Below are 18558 nucleotides of genomic sequence, written 5' to 3'. Positions count from 1 at the left end.
GGACCGCGCCCCATGGTAGATCCCAGCTTCCGTGGCGTCTCGGCTACTTCTTCGCCGGGGTGGGAGCAACGGCTTCTCCGGTGGCGGCGTCCTTGGGGAACACGATGTCCACCTTGGCATCCGGCTTGTTCTGCACGATGACGAAGGGGGTATTGATCTGCCCGTTGGCGCCGAACTTCAGTTCCTGTCCGGGCAACAGCGAGTCCTTGAGATCCGCCTTGCGCAAGGCGTCACGGATCGCGGTCCGTTCCAGCGTGCCGGCCGATTCGATGGCCGCGGCCAGAGTACGGGTCGCATCGTACGCCGTGGCCGGATACCACGAGTCCGGCGGATGTCCGGTGAAGCTCTTGTAGTCATCGATGAACTGCTTCACCTGCGGATAGGGCAGCTTGCTCGACCACCAGATGCCGGCGAAGATGTAGTCCACGCCGTCGCCCAGCGCCTTGCGCGCGTCCGATTCCGGGCCGCGCGCCCCGTAGCTGATCATCTGGTGGCGCATTCCGCTTTGCATATACTGGCGGTGCATGGTGATGTAGTCCTGCAAGTGCGCGTCCGCCAGGAAGATGTCCGCCTTCGCCTGCTTCACCTTTTGCAACAGGCCGGAGAAATCGGTCCCCCCCAGGTCGAACTTTTCGCTGAACACGACCGTGAAGTATCCGGGGTGCTTATCGATCCACTCCTGGATCCCGCGGCCATAGTCCACGCCGTGGTCGGTGTTCTCCAGCGCCAGCGCCAGCTTCAGCCCTTTCTTCAGTTTCCCCGCATCCACCAGGCTGCCCAGGAACTCGGCGGTGGTCGAGCCCAGCAGGTTGGTCGGGCTCAGGCTGCCGAACGCGTACTGGTAGCCGTGGCTGAAGATGGCGCTCGCCGCGGCTCCGGTGGTGACCCATGGGGTCTTGTAGCGGTCGGGCATCACCGACTGGGCTTCGCCCAGCACCGTCGAGTAGCCCCCCAGCACGGCGACCACTTCGTCCGAGCTCATGGCCCGCTCCACCAATTGCGCCGACTTGGCTTGATCGGACTGGTCGTCGTAGAAGATTTCCTTGATGGGCAGTTTCTTGCCCTTGTCCTTCACGAACACTCCCCCGCCGTCGTTGATCTTCTTGATCGCCAATTCGATGCCTTCCTTCTGATACTGGCCCGGCTTGCCTTCGCGGCCGGTGATGGGCAGCACCACGCCGACCTTGATGACGTCGCCTTCGCCACCCCGCTTGCTGCAACCCGCGACCAGCGACGCCATTCCGAGCAGCAGCAGGACGCCCGCCGCGCACACCTTCAGCCCTCTACGTTTGAGCACTGCATGGTTCATACGATTCCTCCCCGGGAAGACAGTGCCTCCTCTGCAGGCAGACGACGCTCTCTCCTGCCAGCAAGAGAAAAGCATCGTGCGAAGATGCACCAAAATGGCGGCAATGATAGTCCTGCATGGCCGGATGCACAAGCCCAGGGAAATCCCGATCCCAAGTTGGGCATCCGTTCGCAAAATGAGGTACAAGATGAGAGAGAGAGCAGGTGGCATGGGCAATCGCAAAGAGATCCTTGAACACTTCGGAAGACAAGCAGATCGCTTCGAGCGCCGCGGCTCCAGCGTCGCCAATAAGGATTACGTGCGCTGGGCCGTTTCATTCCTGGAGCTGCGGCCGGACCTCGTGGCGCTTGACGTTGCGGGAGGCACGGGATTGCTGGCCCGCGCTGCCGCCCCCCAGCTGAAGCGCGCCATCGTGTTCGATCTCACGCCCGCCATGATGCGGCAAGGCCGCTCGGCCGCAGCCGGTGAGGGTATTCCCAACGTGCTCTTCCTGCAGGGCGATGCGGAGCACTTGCCCTTCCCCGACGGTTCCTTCGACATTGTCATGACGCGCTTTTCTCTCCACCACATCCCCACGCCGCAGCGGGTTGTCGCCGAGATGAAGCGGGTCGCTTCCAGGACTGGACAGGTTGCGGTCATCGACATCGTCTCGCCCGACTCTCCCTCTCTCGCCCGGGAGCAGAACCGCCTCGAGGTACTGCGTGACCCATCGCATGTGCGCGCTCTTTCTCGCGCCGAACTCGAGCGCCTGCTGACCGATGCCGGACTTAAACTGCTACGCAGTGGCTCCCGCGAGACCGAAGTCGCCATCGATGAGTGGCTTGGGCTCACTGAAACCCCGGAGAATGCCGCGCGGGAGATCCGGCGCGCCCTGCAGTCCGAGTTGCAGGGCGGCCCTCCGACCGGGATGCGCCCGGTCATGCATGGAACGCTGATGTATACCCAGGCCGCGGTAGCGCTGATCGCAAAGCCCACGTAACACCGCGTCCGCGGCGACGATTTGCGTGTCCGGGCATGGCTTTAGCCGCTGGGGCGATGCTCACATCCGCCAGTGACCTCCATCATTGCACCCGGTTCGGGCGCCGCGCATGCTCAAGCCCGTGGAGGTTTGTCTCCCATGCGCCGGCTGACGTTTCTCTTTAGTTCCCTTATAACCGTTCTTGTTGTCCTCTCCGCCTGCAGCAATCCCAGTCAGCAGGCTCCGGCGAGCCAGCCGGCGCCGGCCGCCAAGCCGCCCATCCCGCAAACCTCCCCCATGTCCGGCGCCGAGATGTACACCGCCTACTGCGCCAGTTGTCACGGCGCCGACGGCAAGGGGAACGGCCCCGCCGCCCCCGCGCTCAAGAAGCGCCTGCCCGACCTCACTGTCCTCGCCAAACGCAAGAAGGGCAAGTTTCCTGAGGGCGACGTCTTCCAGGTCATCAAGTGGGGCGGCGGCATCGTCGGCCACGGATCCAAAGAGATGCCGGTCTGGGGAACCGCCTTCAAGCCGGTCAGCCACCAGGACGAGAAGGAAGTGGACTTGCGCATCAAGAGCCTCATTCAATATCTGGAGTCGCTCCAGCAGAAATGAAACCTCTCGTCACGACTCATCGTGACGCCCATCACGGACTCGCGCGCCGCGCTGGAGGATAGTTCCTAATCGGGAAGCCTGTACCGCGCCGCTGTGCTTGTCTCTTACTCGCCTCAGGCGGTACACGACAGCCCACACAACCTGAAATGCAGCATCGGGACTCATCTTCTGCCTGAAGGAGTTTCGCGATGAATATTCGGCTTTCGATCCTCATCCTCTTGCTCATTCCTATTCTCGTGGCGGGCGGCTTTGCCCTTACGCACAAGCCCATGAACGCCACCGTCGTTGCCGTGCTGGGCGCGGTCATGATCTACCTGGGCTACACGCGCTACGCGCGCCGCATCGACCAGGACGTCATCCAGCCCGATAAAAAGAAAGCCACGCCCGCACGCATGTACATGGACGGCGTGGATTTCATGCCCACCAGCCGCAACGTGCTGTACGGCTATCACTTCAAATCCATTGCGGCCGCGGGGCCCATCGTCGGCCCCATCGCCGCCGCGATGATCTGGGGCTGGCTGCCGGCGCTGCTGTGGCTCGTGCTCGGCGTGACCTTCCTGGGTTGGGCGAGCGACTACTCGGCCATCGTGGTTGCCGTCCGCAACGACGGCAATTCTCTGTCGGCGATCGCTCACAAGCTGATCGCACCGCGCACGCGCATCATCCTGTTCGTTTTCATCTTCTTCTATCTGCTGCTGCTGGCGGGCGCGTTCGTCGGCATCATGGCCGGCATCTTTGACCCGCGCGCTGACGTTCCCTTTGGCATCTTCATGCTGGCCGTCATGGGCCTGATCATGGGCCAGATGCTCTACCGCTGGAAGATGGACCTCGTGCTGGTCACCTTCATCGCGGTGGCGGTCACGCTGGCCTCGATGGCGCTCGGCGCCAAGGGCATCAGTGCGGTAAAGGGGCAGACGCCCGATGGCAAGGCGGCGAGCACCTTGGTCTTCGCCGGGCCTATCAACTCAACGGTCGAGAAGCTTGGAGGCGTCATCAACCGTATCTCCGGCGGTCAGCCGCTCTACACCGTGGTTGACCCGACCAAGTCCGATCCGCGCCTGGCCACTACCGTGGTCGGCGCCGACGGCAAGATCGTTCCCAAGTACGTGGACAAGAGCGGCGCCATCAAGATGCTCCCATCGTTCCTCTTCTGGTGCCTGTTCGTGTTCGCCTTCTCGTATCTCGGGACCGTTTTGCCCATCTGGCGCTTCGCCCAGCCGACGAATTACATCGGCTTCTGGGTGACGTTCCTGACCATCGGCCTGACGGCGCTGGGTGCGGTCGTCGGCGGCATCCGTGCCCTGTTGGGCAACGCCGACATGGCCACCGCCATCACCTTCCAGACGAAGGTCTTCACCACCTTGATGCCGATGACCCAGGCCAAGGACGCGGCCGGCAACATCCTGCAGGCGCTGCCCGCGATCCAGCCGCTGTGGCCGATGCTCTTCGTGACCATCGCCTGCGGCGCCATCTCCGGCTGGCACGCGCTCGTCGGCTCCATCGGCACCGCGCGTCAGCTCGAGTATGAGACCGACGCGCTGCCCGTGGGCGGTGGTGGCATGTTCTCCGAGAACGCTTTGGCCCTGCTCTCGCTGGTCGCGGTATCCATCGCGGGCGGCGCGGGCGCGGGCGCATTCGCCGCAGGCGTCGGCAAGCTGCTCGGCATCGTCACCTTCGGCGCCATCGCTCCCGCTTATGGCACGGCACTTGGCTTCGGCGTGTTCGTCGTCATCGTGCTGACCATGGTGCAACTCGTCTTCCGCGTCATGCGCGTGACGCTGGGCGAGTGGCTCGGCGATACCTGGGCCGGCTTCAAGAACCCGCACATCGCAGCCATCGTCTCCATGGCGCTGACCTTTGTGCTGGTCCTGAGCGGAACCTGGATCTACCTCTGGCAGCTCTTCGGCGCCTCCAACCAGTTGATGGCGGCGCTCAGCCTGCTGATCGTCAGCATCTGGCTGAAGTCGACGGGCAAGAACCCCCGCTACGCCTTCTGGCCGATGGTGTTCATGTACATCACGACCATGGCAGCGATCCTGGTGACTTCGTACAACCTCTACGCCAGCATCCTGTCGAACCCGAAGATCGCGGCGCAGCCGATCAATAGCGTCGGCGCGGGCCTGATGATCGTGGTCGCGATGCTGCTGTTCATCGCGGCAGCGGTCATCGCGTACGACGCCTTCCACGCGTGGCAGAGGCTGAAAGTAGCCCCCGCGCCGAAGCGCGAAGCAGCGATCGCGGCAGACTAGCGGTGTTCCGTAGGACGGCCGGCCCCGGCCGTCCTACTCGCTCTTTGACATCAAAGGTGTGGCCCGGCCGTGCAGGCCTGGCTAACTGGATTGACCGGCTCGTTGGATGGCTTCGACGACCTCGCGCGCGGAGTGTTTCCGGAGTTCATCCAGCGGCCACTGGATCTCGAGGTTGGGCTCGCTGCGGCGCAGGGAAAGGCGTGCCAGCGGACAGCCGTCGAGGGCCGCGGCGCGGATCGCCGCGGAAGCATCGGTGGAGGCTTGTGCCGCGAATGCGGACAGCGGCGCCGGCGCATTCACCGCCGGCCACTGGTCCGCTTTGACCCGCGCGTATGCCCTGCGCGCGGACCAGGCCGCGACGTCCAGCACTTCGAGCTCGCGCCGCGGGCCGGAGCGCAGCTCTCCGCGGAAGATGAACAGGTCGCGGCGGCCGCGCAGGCGGAAGTACCACCAGATCAGCGGCACGTCGCGCGGCTCGAGCAGGACCAGGACCTGGGCGCTGCGGAACGGAGCTCGCGCATCTTCGATTTTGAGCTCGACGGCGGAGGAACCGAGCCAGCGCAGGGTGGCCTTTTCCCCGATGAGCGGCAAGCCGTCCTGGAGCCATTTGAGCACGGTTTCGCCTTTGCGGACGTTGAGCTGGGTGCCGACGGCGAACCAGCCGACCACGAAGACGATGACGAGGATGAAGATGCTGAGCTGTGGCGACATGAGTTGTCAGTGCTCACAGGGATTATCCCATCCCTGCCGCACGCGGACGTGTGACGGAAATCACACAGGCTTCGCTGCGTACTGAGTACCGAGTACTGAGTACTTGCGGATGGAAGGATGATGAAGACCAAAGTGACCCGCTTCCGCGCAGTCCGCGAATTCTTCTACGGCCTTTACGCCTACGAGTTCGAGCGCCAGGCCCTGGAGATGCGCGGCGAGCTGGAATCCGCCTTCATGCTGATCACCCTCGGCGACATGCTGGGCGTTCCTGTCATCCCGCCGATCTACTCGCTGCGTGTGCTGCCCTATGTCGTGCCAAACATCGCTCAATGGAAGCGTCGCGTCCTGCGCGAGCGCGATCTTTCCGACAAAGAAGAATTTCACTTGCACGGAGTTTGAACCTAGGAGCTGACAATGCCCGACAAACCCGAAAACAACGACGAGAAGCAAGGCTTTTTCAGCAAAGTTAAAGAGATTGCTTACGGCATGAGCGCGCATGACATGTCCCGTTACGCCATGCGCACCCGCGCCAGCATGGAGCATCTCTTCATCCTCATCACCATGGGCGACCTGATCGGCGTTCCCATCCTGCCGCCCTATTACTCGTTGCGCCTGCTGCCCTACGTCGTGCCCAACATCGCGACCTGGAAGCGCCGCATGCTGCGCGAAAAAGACGTCTCCGACGCCATGTTTTAAACCGCACTCATCTCGCATTCATAAGGACTCGACATGTCACTCAAAGATACGTTCGAACAGAATAAGGACCGCCGCTACATCATGTTCGGCGGCAAGGGCGGCCTGGGAAAGACCACTTTCTCCGCCGCCACCGCCTTCTGGCTCGCCCAGCAGGGACACAAGGTTCTCGTCTTCTCCGTGGATCCGCAGGCGTCGCTCAGCGACATCTTCCAGCAGGACATCTACGGCAAGGGCGCGGTCAAGGTCATGAACAACCTCTACGCCCAGGAGATCGACGCCGACACCCACATCCGCGAGTACCAGGGCCAGATCCGCAAGAAGATCCTCGACATGTACGGCATGGACCAGGTGCCGGACGAGATCGAGCAGTACATCCAGGCCGCCTCGGCCGAGCCTGCGATGGAGGAATCGGCGATCTTCGACGCTGTCGTGGATATCGTGGTCGGCGGCGAGTACGACTACTACATCTACGACCTCGTGCCTCTCGGCCACGCCCTCTATTACCTTTCCATGGCCAAGGTGTATGACGAGTGGATCAACCGCATCACCAAGCTGCGCGAGGAGATGCGCGAGCACGAGGAGATGGTGGCCCGCATCAAGCGCCAGAAGGTCACCGAAGAAGACCACATCCTCACCGAGCTGCTGTACATCAAGAACCGCATCAACCAGTCGTCGGGCATCCTCACCGACCGGAAGAAGACCGCGTTCTTCTTCGTCGTCGTCCCGGAAGAGATGATCATCCTCGACACCGAGAAGGCGGCGCAGCTCTTCTCCAAGTTCGACGTACCCGTCGCCGGATACGTCGTCAACCGCGTGCTGCCCACCGATCTCTCCCAGAAGCAGATGCCTCCGTACTTCCAGAACCGGCTCAAGATGCAGGGGCGGTACCTGGAGGAGATCGACAACACCTTCGGCAAGCAGGTGATCGCGCGCGTGCCCGAACTGGAGCGCGACATCACCGGGCTGCCGATGATCGAGAAATTGGCCGGGCTGATGTACGGCAACGGAAACGGGAGGCACTGAGCCATGTCCGAGATCAAACAATCACTCACGGAATTCGTTGCCGCTCATCCCAAGCTGAAGTTCGCCTTCTTCGGCGGCAAGGGCGGCGTGGGCAAGACGGTCATGGCCGGCGTCAGCGCACTGCACTTCGCGCAGCAGGGCCGGCGCACGCTGCTGGCCTCCACCAACCCCGTGCACTCGCTCAGCGGCCTGCTCGACCAGAACGTCTACGGCGCGCCCACCCACGTCACCGGCGTCCCCAACCTCTGGGCCTACGAGATCGACACCAAGGAGACCATCGAGCGCTCCAAGCAGGACATCAAGCAGAAGATCCGCTGGTTCCTGAAGTTCGCCGAGATCTCCACTCAGGCCGACTCGTTCGTCGAGAGCGCCACCATGAACCCCGCGTTCGAAGAATCGGCGATGTTCGAGAACATGGTGGACCTCATGTTCAAGAACGAGTACGACGTCTACGTCTTCGACACCGCGCCCACCGCCAACGCTCGCCGCCTGCTGGGCATGAGCAAGGTCTATTCGCTGTGGGTCAACAAGATGATGAAGTCCCGCGAGGAGGCGCAGTCCCTGCGTGAGCTGCTCTCCTTCACCAAGAAGAAGGAGCAGGACCCGCTCATGGACTACCTGCTCAAGTTCAAGGACCGCATCGGCCACGCCCGCGAGCTCCTGACCGACGTGGAACAGACCGCCTTCTTCTTCGTCACTTTGCCGGAGGCTCTGCCCATCGCGGTCATCAAGCGCTTCATCAACTGGTTCCACGATTTCGGCATTCCCGTGGGCGGCGTCATCGTGAATATGCTGATCCAGAAGGATCAGGTGCGCCCCGACTCGCCCGACTTCGTGAAGAACCGCGTCGCCATGCAGGACGGCTACATGAAGGAGATCTGGCGCGACTTCGACAACGTGCGCGCCGTTCTCCCGCTGCTCGACGACGAAGTCCGCGGCACCGCCGCTCTGGCCAAGGTCGCGCAGTTCGCCTTCGGCGAAGTGCCGGTACTGGCGGGCAGCACGAAGTAGATCGTGTGGGACAGGCGCCCTCGCCTGTCCTGCGGGGTTTCTTTCCCTGAGCCGACCAGCGCCATCGGCGCGGCGCATGAACCGGGGGGTCCCCGGCGCGCCCGATTTTGGCGCGCTGGGGTGGTTGGTAGCCCAGGACGGGAGTCCTGGGTACGCATTCGAAAACTAACCGAGTCCCGTAGGGACGACCGAATCGTGGCAAACGGGAGGCGTCGCGAGCGCCTCCCGAATTTTTTCTAGGTGTCATCCTGAGGGGTCTTAACCCCGAAGGATCTCGCGACCGTACGAATCACCCGCGCGGTCGGTCCCGGCCTACGCCGTCGGCACCTTCTCCACCGCACTCTCCGGGATATTCCGCTTGCGCAGCAGTTCGACCACGGCGGCGTACAGCCGCGAGCGCAGATCGTAGCGCTCGTGGGCGCGGGTGATGTAGCGCACTTGGATGTTCACGCCGATGTTGGTGGGCCTCAGGTTGATGGCCGGTGCGGCGGAGAACGATTGCAGTGCCTCACTGCTCGCGACCCGCTGCCACTCCTGCACGGCGAGGCGTGCGTTGGCTTCGGTCTCCTTCGTGACCATCTCTTCGATCGCCTTGGCGATGGGATACGGATCTTTGTCCGGAGGCATCAGCACCTCCAGTTCGTCCCACAGCCACTGCCCCGTGGTGGAGAAATTGAAGTAGTGCCCTTCCACGGCGAAGCTGTTGACGAACGCCACCTTGCGCCCGGTGGGATGTCCCGCGTCGCCCCACTTGCCGGTTTCCAGCAGCACGGTGCGCAGCAGGCCGATCTCGACCACTTCGCCGCCGATGCCGTTGATCTCCACCCAGTCGCCCACGCGGATGCCGTTCTTGCCCATCAGCACGAACCAGCCGAAGAAGGCGACGATGAAGTCCTTGAGCGCCACCGTCAATCCCGCGCCTGCCAGACCGATGACGGTGGTCAACTGCCCGGGCGCGCCGAGGACCACGATGACGATCAGCAGCAGCGCGAACGCCCGCACTCCGGCGCGCGCGATGAAATGCAGGCTGCGCAGGCGTCTCTTCTCCGGGCTCAGCGACGCGTCGAACCGTGAGATCAGGTAGTTCGCGGCGAACGCGGCCAGGCAGATGACCACGATCCACAGCGCGCTCTCCAGCATGCCGTGCAGGCTCTTGCTCTGGCGCGCCGCGGCCACCGCGCCCCATTCGCGATACACAGTGGTCAGGTCCTGCTCGTCCTGGATGCGCTGGTCGTAGTCGGCCAGCGTCTTGATGTCCTCGGAAAGCTGGCGCATGGCCGCGACGGTCGTGGCGGCGCCGCTGGCGCGCGCTTGCTTGGTGCGCTCTTCCAGCTCGTCGTGCTTCCTGGTGAGGGCGGTGACGGCTTCGGTGGCTTCCTGGCCCGCCGCATTGAGCTGGTTTTGCTTGTCTGCGGTGGCGCGCCAGTTCCTGAAGTGCGAGACCAGGGTCCACGACTCGTCGGGAGGTTGCGGGAACTCCATGCTGGCCACCGTGGCGTGCGTGGCCGTGTGCTCATCCAGCGAGCGCTTGATGGAACCCTGGATGTCGCCCCCGGCGCGCATCAGGTCCTGCTTGGCATCGGCGAGCTCTTCCTGGTCGAGCGAGAGCTGCGCCTGCGCGAGTTCGAGCTGGTCCTCGGCCTCGCCCGCGTTCTTGCCCTTGGCCGCGCGCTCCAGACGCTCGATCTGTTCCTGGTCGGCGGCGATGTGGGCTTGCACCTCCTTTATATGCTGGTGCAGGCCGCGTACTTCGTCGGTGGGAGGAGCGGGATGCGCGGCGGCCTCGCGCAATGCCGTCTCGAAGGCCAGGTCCACCGCGTCATCGCCGAGCTTGAGCGCGCGGCGGGCGAACGGACGCTCCTCCCGCGCGGCCGGCAGCAGGGCCAGACGGCGCGCCGTTTCCAGCGGCTTCTGGTCCACCAGGTCGCGGACACGGATGCGCTGCCCGCGGCGGAAGCGGCTGGGCGGAGGGGCCGACTCGCGGGTCAGCACCAGGCCCACGACGGCGGCGATCAGCAGCGCCAGCAGAACGGTCAGGGTCAGCCGCTGGTTGGGTTTCATGCGCGTTCCAGCGTATCCGCAGGCTCTCCCGGTGACAAGCGGAGCGCAGGCCGGCGGGGTGACGCTCGCACCCGCCCGTGTCAATGGTCACTGCTATATGTGACCGCTGTCACGGCACGACGTATGCCCTTCGTGATGGATTGTACCGTGACTCGTCGCGGGGAACGGGAATCCCAGAAGAGCCCCCCGGTCCGCGCGGCGCTCTCGCACTCCTGGGAGAGGAAACTCGGGAGCTTGGTGGGGGGAAGCAGTGAGGCGGCCACGAGGCTACGGCTCCTGATGGCTCTACTGGTCTAGCTAGACCCACGGGATCCTGTCCTCGGGGACGGCGCGGGCAACAGTTTCTGCTCAACCGCCGTCCTGGTTTGCACCAGCCGTTCGACGATCCGGATCCGCCGGCCTTTAGAGAAGAAGACCGACGGTTCCTCCACTCGCTGCGTATCCGGTGACCCGGCAAGTGCCGAACTCCGGCCGTGAATGCGGCCGGCGAGGAAAAGCACGTGTCCCTCTCCAAGCGATGCAGCATTCTCTTTTTTGTCGCCATGCTGGCGGCGAGCGCGGTTCCCGCCGCCGCGCAGTACACCGTGGGCCGCATTGAAGGCACGGTCAGCGACCGCACCGGCGCGGTCCTTCGCGGCGCCACCGTCACCCTGCGCCATCTCGAGACCAACGCCACCCGCAGCTTCACCACCGGCCCCACGGGCCTGTACGTTTTCTTTGCCCTGCCTCCGGGACGCTACGAGTTGCGCGCAGAAGCCCCGCGCTTCGCCCCCACGGTGGTGAGCGCTACCGTGGTGACCAGCCAGACGGTGACCCAGGACCTGGTGCTTGAGGTGGGTGCGGCGCCGGCCACCACGGTCGAGGTGGTGGGCGGGGTCAGCGAACTGGACGTCGCCGACGCTCAGCGCAGCACCACGCGCAGCGCGGCGGAGATCGCCAACCTCCCCGGGCTCGGGCACAACATGATGTCCTTGGTCCACCTCGGGGCTGGCCTTGCGCCCACCAACAATCCGCGCGGCGGATCCACCTTTGGCGGCGGAGGCTCCTACGTGATCGTGCTGGGGGTGCAGTCCGGCCTGATCGCGGCCAACGGCGGCCGCGCTCGCGCCAGTTCCGTGCAGCTGGACTACACCGACGCCAACGACTGGGAGGGCGGCGGCTTTGCCCCGGGCATGCAGGCCATCTCCCCCGACATGCTGCAGGAGTTCAAGCTGCTCACCAGCAACTTCTCCGCCGAGTACGGCGTGAAGTCGAATGCCCAGGTCATGATGGTGACGCGCAGCGGCAGCAACAGCCTGCACGGCACGGCCTACGACTTCTTGCAGAACGACGCGCTGAATGCGCGCGATTACTTCGACACAACCGGCAAGGCCACGCCGGTGAAGCAGAATATCTGGGGCTTCACCCTGGGCGGGCCGCTGCGCCGCGACAAGACCTTCTTCTTCGGCGGCTACGAAGGACGCAAGACCCGGGGCAACGCCATCACCAGCGTCTCCACCCTGCCCTCCGATGCCGCGCGCGCCACGGTGAGCGATCCCGTGGTCAAGGACCTGATCGACACCTACTTGCCCGAACCCACCGAGCCCATCGTCGGCCAGCCGATGCTGGGGCGCTACGTCACCCAGATCCCCTCCCCCATGGACACCTACCAGTTCGTGTTCAAGGCCGATCAGCGCTTCAGCGACGCGCACAGCATCTCGGCGCGGTATCTGCAGAGCACGGCGGCGTTCGTGGCCCGCTTCCCTTCGCAGAACGCGCTGCCCGGATTCGACGTGGATAACCACTTCGCCTTGCGCAACGTGAACCTCACGGACACGTATGTGTTCAGCCCCAAGACGGTCAACGAACTGCGCTTCTCATATGGCAATGCGGCCGCCGCCGGTCTTCCCCAGAACGGCCTCGAGACACCGCGCTTCCTCATCGTCGGGGTGGTCAACTTCGGCTCCCTGCAGTCGGTGCCCGCCACCCGCTCGTTCAACGTGTACCAGGTGAACGACCTGTTCAGCCACGTCCACGGGGCGCACGTGCTGAAGTTCGGAGGCGACCTCCGCTTCATCTACGACAACTCGGTCAACGCCACCAACGCGCGCGGCGTCTTCACCTTCCCCAATCTGAACGCGTTCCTGACGGGAAAGCCCAGCAGCTGGAAGCAATTGTTCGGCGATACGGAGCGTAACTTCCACACCGCTGTGCATGGGTTCTTCTTCCAGGACGATTGGAAGGTCGCATCCACCTTCACCGTGAACCTGGGCGTGCGCTGGGAGATCCAGGCGGCGCAGACCGAGGCCGACGGCAAGAGTTCGGTGCTCGACCCGGGAACGCCCGGCAGTATCGGCGCCGCCGGCAGCGGGCCGCTGGGCACCTTCCGGACCAGCGGGCCGGCCATCGCCGCCAACCCGTTCAACCTGGCGCCGCGCATCGGTTTCGCCTGGAACCCCGGTCACGGCAACTTCGTGATCCGTGGCGGCTACGGGATCTACTGGGACTCCTTCACCTTCGGTCCGCTGGCCGCGGCCCGCTCGGCGCCGCCGTTCAACTACACCCTGTCATGCCCGCCCTGCGTGATTGGCGGCGCCAACAGCTTTGCCAATCTGATCGACGGGACCGCGCCCATCCAGGCCCAGGGCAATGCCCAGGTAGGCAGCTTCGGCGCCCTGCTGAACTTCGGCCAGGTCACCACTGTCGATCCCAACCTGGCCAACCCCTATGTGCAGAACTTCAGCCTGGGCGTGGAGCGCCGGCTGGGGAAGGATTACGTCGTCTCGCTGGGATACGTGGGCACCAAGGCCAACCACCTTACCCGCCTGATCCCCATCAATTCCAAAATCGGCGGAGCTCGCCTGGACCCGCGCTTCGACCAGGTGGATACCCACGACGACGGCGGCGGATCGATCTACCACTCCCTCCAGGCCGAGGTGCGCAAGAACTTTTCCCACGGCCTCCAGCTGCAGGCTTCCTACACCTGGTCGAAGTCCATCGACGACGCCTCCGACTTCGCCCCAACCATCCAGGCCAACGACAACAGCTACATCCAGGACGCCTCCAACCCGCAGGCCGAGCGGGCAGTGTCGAACTTCGATATCCCCCACCGCATCGTCGTCACCGCCATCTGGAACCTGCCCTTCTTTCGCTCCCAGAAGGGGGTGCTGGGCAAGGCCTTTGGGGGGTGGAGCTTCCAGTCGGTGAACATGTGGCAGTCGGCCCTGCCCGCCACCATCATGTCGGGGGCGGTGGCCGGGGTCGTGGACGTCAACCAGGACGGTAACCTCATCCCCACCGGCCTGGACAACACCCGGGCCAACTGCAACCCCGCGGGATTCGGGTTCGTGCTGGGCGATCCCACTGGCATCTACGGCTATACCCAGCCGGCGCTAGGCAGCAACGGGAGCTGCGAGCGCAACAGTGCTCGCATGCGCAGCCTGACCAACTTCGACTGGGCGTTCGCCAAGAGCTTCCGGCTCTCCGAGTCCGGTCCGGCGGGCGCAGGCCCCTGGGACCTTCAGTTCCGGGCGGAACTGGTCAACATCTTCAATACCCCGTTCCTGACCGCCCAGGGCGACGCTTGGCGCACCGTGGCCAGCCCCACCTTCGGGCAAATCAACGCCGCCGGCATCCCCCGGAAGGCGCAGGTGGCTTTAAAACTGCAATGGTAGGAACCCGGCGCGGGGGGCGGGGGGAGGGCCGTGCCGGCGGCACTGAGATAACGGTCACTCATATGTGTGACGGAAATCACTGCAAGCCGGACCGAACTCCTGAAGAATCCGCCTCCACCAATGTAATGAGTCGGCGGAGCCGCACCGGTTTCCCTGTCCTCGTGCATCCCACTGCCGGACGGTACGTTCGACCCAGGGCCCTGTAGTAGGTCTGTGTTCCGAGGTTTTGACTCAACCCCGGCCCCGGCTGTTGGCTTGTCTTTTGCGTTCGCGATTGTTCGAACGCTCATTCGGGCCGGATGTTCCGGTGGCCATGCATGAGGCGCTTCATCCAAGGGTGATCGGCCTAGCTACCAAACCGAAGTGTACCGCCCCCGGGCTGGAGGGCAACCAGATACGCCTGTCCCGGTCCCGAGGGTCGAGGAGGCAATAATGGCAACAAACGGCAATCCCAAACTGCCGCCGTGGCCGGCGGTACCGATCGCGAAGCCGGAAGAGGTTTACGCCGGGCTCAGCGATCAAGCCAAGGACTATCCACTGTTCCTGGAGTCCATCCTGCGCCAGGAACATAACTTTGAGAAACCCGAAGCTCTTTCCCGCATCCGCGTGCTGGACTGCACCACCCGCATGATGATCGGGCACTGGTGCTCGTCGCAGCTCGCCGAACTCGGCGCCGAAGTCATCCAGGTCGAACCTCCGGGCGGCGACCCCCTGCGCCAGCTCACTCCCTTCGGCCGCCGGGAATACATGTTCAAGGACAAGGAGACCGGCGAAGAGGTGGGCGCGCAGTTCCTGCACGAGATGCGGAACAAACTGTCCATCACCCTCAACCTCGACTCGGAAGAAGGGCGCGAGATCTTCAAGCAGCTCGTCGTTCACAGCGACGTGGTGATCGAGAACGCGCCTCCGGGCCAGTTCGATGAGTGGGGGATCGGCTACCGCCAGCTCAAGGAGCTCAACCCGCGGCTGGTGTACTGCTGGGTCGGACAGCGCGGCCAGTGGGGCCCGCTGAAAGACAAGGAAGGCATGCTCGACCCGGTGGCCCAGGCTTCGTGCGGATTCGTGCACGGCACCGGCGACCCCAAGGAGTTCGGCGGCACACCCATGCGTTCCGCGCTGTGGATGGCGGACCATGTGGGTGGAACGTGCGCAGGGATCGGTATCCTCGCGGCCATCTACTACCGCGACACGGTCTCGGGTGAGGGCCAGTTCATCGAAGCGACCTCGGCTGAGGCCATCATCCGCATCCTGGACTACAGCTGGGCGTGGCACTCCATGGACGGCAGCATCCGTCCGCGCTTCGGCAATTGGGACCTGGCCATCAACATTTACGCCGTCAATCCCTGCAAGGACGGCTACATGATGGTGGGCGGCGGTCACGATCGCCTCTGGTACCGCATCTGGCGCGTGGTCGGCGACGAGTATCCGAAAGTCGAGGACGACATCCTCGGCGATCCGCACCTGCGCGAAGTGGCCGATCGTCTGGCCTACAACCAGCAGGTCAAGACCTACACCATGCTGTGCGAGTGGCTGAAGGACAACTCGCGCGCCGACGCGGAGCGCAAGCTGTCCAAGCAGCAAGTCGCATCGGGCGGTGTGTTGTACGTGAACGAAGTGGCCGAGTATCCGCACTTCAAGTACCGCGGGCACGTGGCCGAGTACGACTCGCCGCACTACGGGAAGATCCTGTACGCCACCACCCCGTTCCAGCAGCACCGGACACCGGGCCGAATGAAATGGCTCGGGCGTCCCACGGGCTATGACAACCAGGACGTGTACCGCCGCCTGCTCGGCTTCACGCGCGAGGACTTCAAGCGCCTGGAAGCCGTCAGCGCCTTGGCGGAGGAAGATGAGGAGGAACTCTGATGGCAAAGGGAAATGGATCAGCCATTCCTGCGGCAGCGAAGGAAGTTTTCGAGGATTACTGTCGCAAGTTGTTCAACCCAAAATCAGAGTTCTCCAAGCCGGAAGCGCTCAAGGGACTGCGCGTGCTGTCGTGCACGCAGTACATCCTGGGGCCTTCCTGCGCCTCCTACCTGGCAGAACTCGGCGCCGAGGTCATCAAGATCGAAGCGCCACGGCGCGGCGAAGCCATGCGGCACACCACTCCCTTCAACGAACCGTTCCTCTACCCGCTCTCCAAGTACATCCCGGAGCGGGGCACAGGGCTGGGTTTCGTGGGGGCCAACCCCAACGAGTACTTCATCTCGGTGGACTTCCACCGGCCTGAGGGCCAGTCGATCGTCAAGAAGCTGGCCGCCAAGTCGGATGTATTCGTCGAGAACTACCGCCCCGGCACCTTCGACCGCTGGGGCCTCGGCTACCGCCAACTGAAGGAGATCAACCCGCGGTTGGTCTACTGCTGGCTGGGCGGCTTCGGGGGATGGGGTCCGGGGCGCGTGCGCGCTTCCTACGACATCCTCGGGCAGTCCCAGGGCGGCAACTTCGGCATGACCGGAAAGCCGGAGTTCATGGGCGGCGCGCCGGCCAAGCACACCATCTGGCTGGCCGACTATTGGGGCGGCATGATGGGCGCACTCCAGGTTCTGGCGGCGCTCTATTACCGCGACAAGGTGTCGGGCCAGGGCACATTCACCGAGTACTCGCAGGTGCACGGCGTCACCCGCCAGCTGGAGTATGCGCTCCCGCTGTACGGGCGGCACGGCATCACCCGCGAGCGCTGGGGCAACTGGGACACCCAGTTGTGCGTTCACGGGATCATCATGTGCGGCAAATCCTCGTACCCCAAGTCGGAGAACCCGCAGGAGAGCGAGGAGGGCTACATCCTGGTCAGCGCTTACAGCGACAAGGACTTCGCCAAGCTGTGCAAGGTGATCGGCAATGGCAACTTCGCAACTAAGTATGCCAAGGCCACGGAACGCGTCAAAGCCAAGAGCCAGATGGAGATCTATCCCGTGCTGGAGAAGTGGGCGGCGGACAAGACCAAGGAAGAGGTCGCGGCCATTCTGGACAAGGCCGGGATCATCAACCAGCCGGTCTGGAACGCCAAGGAAGTAGCCAACCATCCGCACTGGAAAGAACGCGGCGCCGTCCGCTGGCTGGACGACCCGATCTACGGCGATCTGCTCCACCAGGGCCCGGCGTACAAGATGTCGCACACGCCGCCTCGCCTGAAGTGGGCGCTGAAACCCGTGGGTGCCGACAACGAATACGTGCTGGGCAAGCTCGCCGGCCTGAGTCCGGACGAGCTGAACCGGCTCGCAGAACAGGAAACCATCTAGAGGGAGACTCATATGCTGCTGATTTGTCCAAGCTGCAAAACGAAAAACTTTCTCGATCCGTATCCCTTCTGGAATTTCAAAGGGACGACGAAATGCGCCACCTGTAACAAGATCTGGCGCATCGAGACCTCGGGTGGCGCCTGTGTTTCGGGACCGACAGAGGCCCAGGGCACACCTGACCTGCTCCCCGGCTTCGCCGAGAAGCAGGACTACACCGGGATCTCGGGGCCGGGACTTACCCGTCCTGCGCCTCGGGCTCGCCCCGATTCCGTCTGCCGGCCGATTCCCCTCTCGAAGAATATCCGCGGCAATGTCATCAGCGGACATCCTCTCAAGAAGGAAGATCTGGTCGGTAGTGTGGCGAAGTTCATGATTGCCGGAGCGAAATAAGGAGGCGATATGGCAAACGATAACCTGTGCGTTCGGTGCAAGGGACTTCGCCCGGCGCTCGATCCCAACATCCAGAAGGCGTACCTGGGCAAATGCACGAAGCGGGAGTGGCCGTTCACGCTGAACATCACGCACGAGGGCTGGACCAAGTGCGACATGTTCGAAGACAGCGGAAAGGTCTACGCGCCGCCAATCGCGGTCGCTGCGACCGCGGCGGCGGCCGTGGCCGCGGGGCCCAAGCGCGTGGAGTTCTACTACTCTTCTGCGCAGAAGCCCGGCGAGACCTTCCCCTGTGACAACAACAAGGCCCTGGCACTGATCAAAACGTTGCAAGGCGCCGGCGTGGACGCGAAGGCCATCGACGTGGCCAGCGTGAAGGACCGCTTCCCGACTTATCACAAGTCGGTGAGCGGCCCGGATGCCAGCGTGCGGCCGGTGTTTGGGTTCAAGGGCGCTCTGTGCGAGGACTTCGGCACCACGGTGCCGGCGCTTCTCGTCTTCGAGGGCGACCGGTACCCGGTGATGGCGTTCCCGCGCAACGATGCGAAACGCGGCCTCATCCGCGTGGAGCAGGCGCTGGAAGACGCGATCGCCGAGGCGGAGAAGACCCGTCCCGTAGGCGCGTCAAGGTAGCGAGGCT

At 64.0% G+C, this 18558-nt stretch carries 15 protein-coding genes; 12 read left to right on the top strand and 3 right to left on the bottom strand.

Annotated features, from left to right (window positions below; translation table 11 throughout):
* Window positions 1–43: 43 nt before the first annotated feature.
* A complete protein-coding gene (locus LAN37_09135; GenBank protein MBZ5647372.1) occupies window positions 44–1309 on the bottom strand; it encodes an amino acid ABC transporter substrate-binding protein in 1266 nt (421 codons plus the stop codon).
* 187 nt (window positions 1310–1496) lie between these two features.
* Here LAN37_09135 and LAN37_09130 point away from each other — a divergent pair, with 187 nt between their 5' ends.
* The 3 genes from LAN37_09130 (at window position 1497) to LAN37_09120 (ending at window position 5131) form a co-directional block, all read left to right on the top strand.
* Entirely contained in the window at window positions 1497–2288 is a 792-nt protein-coding gene (locus LAN37_09130; protein MBZ5647371.1) for a methyltransferase domain-containing protein, read from the top strand.
* Window positions 2289–2426: 138 nt separating this feature from the next.
* On the top strand, window positions 2427–2882 hold the full coding sequence (locus LAN37_09125) for a cytochrome c (GenBank protein MBZ5647370.1): 456 nt from the start codon (window positions 2427–2429) through the stop codon (window positions 2880–2882).
* Between the two features lie 188 nt (window positions 2883–3070).
* Window positions 3071–5131 carry a carbon starvation protein A gene (locus LAN37_09120; GenBank protein MBZ5647369.1) on the top strand — a complete coding sequence of 687 codons (2061 nt, stop codon included), beginning with the start codon at window positions 3071–3073 and terminating at the stop codon, window positions 5129–5131.
* A gap of 81 nt (window positions 5132–5212) precedes the next feature.
* Here the strand turns inward: LAN37_09120 and LAN37_09115 are convergent, their stop codons facing one another.
* On the bottom strand, window positions 5213–5842 hold the full coding sequence (locus LAN37_09115; protein MBZ5647368.1) for a hypothetical protein: 630 nt from the start codon (window positions 5840–5842) through the stop codon (window positions 5213–5215).
* Window positions 5843–5959: 117 nt separating this feature from the next.
* Here LAN37_09115 and LAN37_09110 point away from each other — a divergent pair, with 117 nt between their 5' ends.
* From LAN37_09110 to LAN37_09095, 4 genes are read left to right on the top strand one after another with little or no spacing between them, the layout of a single operon-like run.
* Window positions 5960–6241, top strand: coding sequence for a hypothetical protein (locus LAN37_09110; protein MBZ5647367.1), 282 nt, complete (start codon window positions 5960–5962; stop codon window positions 6239–6241).
* A 15-nt stretch (window positions 6242–6256) separates the two neighbouring features.
* Window positions 6257–6538 (top strand): hypothetical protein, encoded by a 282-nt coding sequence (locus LAN37_09105; GenBank protein MBZ5647366.1) that lies wholly within the window; start codon window positions 6257–6259, stop codon window positions 6536–6538.
* Window positions 6539–6571: 33 nt separating this feature from the next.
* On the top strand, window positions 6572–7561 hold the full coding sequence (locus LAN37_09100) for an arsenical pump-driving ATPase GET3 (protein ID MBZ5647365.1): 990 nt from the start codon (window positions 6572–6574) through the stop codon (window positions 7559–7561).
* 3 nt (window positions 7562–7564) lie between these two features.
* Window positions 7565–8572 carry an arsenical pump-driving ATPase GET3 gene (locus LAN37_09095; GenBank protein ID MBZ5647364.1) on the top strand — a complete coding sequence of 336 codons (1008 nt, stop codon included), beginning with the start codon at window positions 7565–7567 and terminating at the stop codon, window positions 8570–8572.
* A 312-nt stretch (window positions 8573–8884) separates the two neighbouring features.
* On the opposite strand, the gene LAN37_09090 is transcribed toward LAN37_09095, so the two are convergent.
* Window positions 8885–10633, bottom strand: coding sequence for a mechanosensitive ion channel family protein (locus tag LAN37_09090; GenBank protein ID MBZ5647363.1), 1749 nt, complete (start codon window positions 10631–10633; stop codon window positions 8885–8887).
* A 500-nt stretch (window positions 10634–11133) separates the two neighbouring features.
* Between LAN37_09090 and LAN37_09085 the strand changes: the two genes are divergently transcribed.
* The 5 genes from LAN37_09085 to LAN37_09065 all read left to right on the top strand — a co-directional run bounded on the left by LAN37_09085 (window position 11134) and on the right by LAN37_09065 (window position 18551).
* The gene (locus LAN37_09085; protein MBZ5647362.1) at window positions 11134–14286 is read left to right on the top strand and encodes a carboxypeptidase regulatory-like domain-containing protein; all 3153 of its coding nucleotides are present in this window, start codon (window positions 11134–11136) and stop codon (window positions 14284–14286) included.
* A 432-nt stretch (window positions 14287–14718) separates the two neighbouring features.
* Window positions 14719–16152: a CoA transferase gene (locus LAN37_09080; protein ID MBZ5647361.1), complete on the top strand. Its 1434-nt coding sequence runs from the start codon at window positions 14719–14721 to the stop codon at window positions 16150–16152.
* Window positions 16152–17528 carry a CoA transferase gene (locus tag LAN37_09075; protein MBZ5647360.1) on the top strand — a complete coding sequence of 459 codons (1377 nt, stop codon included), beginning with the start codon at window positions 16152–16154 and terminating at the stop codon, window positions 17526–17528. Before LAN37_09080 ends, LAN37_09075 begins: the two co-directional genes overlap by 1 nt.
* Window positions 17529–17540: 12 nt before the next feature.
* A complete protein-coding gene (locus tag LAN37_09070; GenBank protein ID MBZ5647359.1) occupies window positions 17541–17918 on the top strand; it encodes a hypothetical protein in 378 nt (125 codons plus the stop codon).
* Between the two features lie 9 nt (window positions 17919–17927).
* Window positions 17928–18551 carry a hypothetical protein gene (locus tag LAN37_09065; GenBank protein ID MBZ5647358.1) on the top strand — a complete coding sequence of 208 codons (624 nt, stop codon included), beginning with the start codon at window positions 17928–17930 and terminating at the stop codon, window positions 18549–18551.
* Window positions 18552–18558: the final 7 nt, after the last annotated feature.

The organism is Terriglobia bacterium, assembly GCA_020073495.1.
Lineage (GTDB): Bacteria > Acidobacteriota > Terriglobia > Terriglobales > Acidobacteriaceae > JAIQFD01.
The sequence above is the reverse complement of the archived record's forward strand: the minus strand, read 5'-3'. Positions and strand labels throughout refer to the sequence as shown.

Coding starts and splice junctions, on each gene's coding strand:
- LAN37_09080 (MBZ5647361.1), top strand. CDS start 14,719: ATGGCAACAAACGGCAATCCCAAACTGCCGCCGTGGCCGGCGGTACCG.
- LAN37_09125 (MBZ5647370.1), top strand. CDS start 2,427: ATGCGCCGGCTGACGTTTCTCTTTAGTTCCCTTATAACCGTTCTTGTT.
- LAN37_09100 (MBZ5647365.1), top strand. CDS start 6,572: ATGTCACTCAAAGATACGTTCGAACAGAATAAGGACCGCCGCTACATC.
- LAN37_09110 (MBZ5647367.1), top strand. CDS start 5,960: ATGATGAAGACCAAAGTGACCCGCTTCCGCGCAGTCCGCGAATTCTTC.
- LAN37_09105 (MBZ5647366.1), top strand. CDS start 6,257: ATGCCCGACAAACCCGAAAACAACGACGAGAAGCAAGGCTTTTTCAGC.
- LAN37_09130 (MBZ5647371.1), top strand. CDS start 1,497: ATGAGAGAGAGAGCAGGTGGCATGGGCAATCGCAAAGAGATCCTTGAA.
- LAN37_09095 (MBZ5647364.1), top strand. CDS start 7,565: ATGTCCGAGATCAAACAATCACTCACGGAATTCGTTGCCGCTCATCCC.
- LAN37_09070 (MBZ5647359.1), top strand. CDS start 17,541: ATGCTGCTGATTTGTCCAAGCTGCAAAACGAAAAACTTTCTCGATCCG.
- LAN37_09115 (MBZ5647368.1), bottom strand. CDS start 5,842: ATGTCGCCACAGCTCAGCATCTTCATCCTCGTCATCGTCTTCGTGGTC.
- LAN37_09120 (MBZ5647369.1), top strand. CDS start 3,071: ATGAATATTCGGCTTTCGATCCTCATCCTCTTGCTCATTCCTATTCTC.
- LAN37_09065 (MBZ5647358.1), top strand. CDS start 17,928: ATGGCAAACGATAACCTGTGCGTTCGGTGCAAGGGACTTCGCCCGGCG.
- LAN37_09090 (MBZ5647363.1), bottom strand. CDS start 10,633: ATGAAACCCAACCAGCGGCTGACCCTGACCGTTCTGCTGGCGCTGCTG.
- LAN37_09075 (MBZ5647360.1), top strand. CDS start 16,152: ATGGCAAAGGGAAATGGATCAGCCATTCCTGCGGCAGCGAAGGAAGTT.
- LAN37_09135 (MBZ5647372.1), bottom strand. CDS start 1,309: ATGAACCATGCAGTGCTCAAACGTAGAGGGCTGAAGGTGTGCGCGGCG.